Origin of the sequence: Cloacibacillus sp., from assembly GCA_036655895.1 — a bacterium.
In the GTDB taxonomy this organism is placed as follows: domain Bacteria; phylum Synergistota; class Synergistia; order Synergistales; family Synergistaceae; genus JAVVPF01.
Genome location: JAVVPF010000123.1, coordinates 1 through 1256, shown reverse-complemented (window position 1 = coordinate 1256; position 1256 = coordinate 1). Strand labels below are relative to the sequence as shown.

Annotated in this window: 1 protein-coding gene; it reads left to right on the top strand. The window is 48.6% G+C overall.

Features of this window, described 5'->3' with window-relative positions; translation table 11 throughout:
- The first annotated feature begins 392 nt into the window (after positions 1-392).
- Positions 393-998 carry a flavodoxin gene (locus RRY12_13255; GenBank protein MEG2185642.1) on the top strand — a complete coding sequence of 202 codons (606 nt, stop codon included), beginning with the start codon at positions 393-395 and terminating at the stop codon, positions 996-998.
- Positions 999-1256 lie beyond the last annotated feature (258 nt).

The following is a 1256-nucleotide window of genomic DNA, read 5'->3' as shown; positions in this document are numbered from 1 at the left end:
ATGCCCGGACTGCCAAAACGCCCAGCCGCTTGCAACATAGACGTAGACGCCAGCGGAAAGGTCTCCGGCCTCTTCTAAACCGAAGAAACGCACAAACAGACAATCAAACAACAAATCAAACGATTAGCAAAAGGCCCGGGAGAAAACTCTCGGGCCTGGCGCTTGTTACGTCATGGGAGTACCGCAACGTCCTAAGAATATGTACGGAACAATTTACGATAAAATATCTCGGCCCCCATTATACCGCGCCTTTAATATTCTCTGATTGTCTATAGTCCTGTTGACTTGGAGCTAACTCCATGTGTTATCGTAAGTATGCCGTGCAAACTTACGCGTGTTTATACCGGCGGGATGCCGCGGTTAGGGAAACCAAAAAAACGGAGGACGATTTAATGAAACTTAATCGGTTATTTCAGACAGCGACACTTTTTATAGTGCTGATATTGATTGGAACGGCGTGCGCAGCGCAGGCTCCCGCGGATGGAAAGGATGAGTCTATACCTATGAACAGCCAGAATTTAAAGACGCTTGTCGTCTATTTTTCACATTCAGGCAACACAAAAATAGTTGCCCAGGAGATAGCGGCGGAGCTTGGCGCGGATGTTTTTCAAATTGAGACGACGAATGCATACCCTAAGGACTACAAAGCCACGGTGGACTTGGCACGCAAAGAGCAGGACCAGAACGCTCGTCCGAAACTGAAGAGAGTTCCTGAAAATATCGGGTCGTACGACGTCGTATTCGTCGGATCTTCTAACTGGTGGGGTACCTTTCCGATGGGCATGTTTACCCTGCTTGAAAGCGTCAATCTGGCCGGCAAGATAGTTGTTCCATTTTGTACGCATGAAGGCAGCGGCCTTGGCCGTATCCCTTCTGATGTGGCAAAATTTGCCCCGAAGTCAAGGATGCTTTCCGGCCTCGCCATTCGCGGCGGCAGCGCGGCAAATTCTAAACGTGAGATCAACAACTGGCTCAAAGGGCTGAAGATAACAAAGTAATCGAAGATTCGGCGCTGCTTTCTGCTATGATATAGATGGCTTTTAAATCAAAATATCAAACTATAAAGAGGCGAACTCAATGAAATATCGGGAACTTGGCGGCACCGGCCTTATGGTGAGTGAAATAGGGCTGGGCTGCGAAGGTTTTGTCGAAAACGACGGAAAACATCTTAAAACGTTGGTGGACTGCGCCTCTGAAAACGGAATCAACTGCCTCGACCTGTACATGCCGCACCCAAAGTACCGTTCGATGCTGGG

What these genes read in the sequence shown, in the direction of transcription:
- RRY12_13255 (MEG2185642.1), top strand. Translation starts at nt 393, where the DNA reads ATGAAACTTAATCGGTTATTTCAGACAGCGACACTTTTTATAGTGCTG.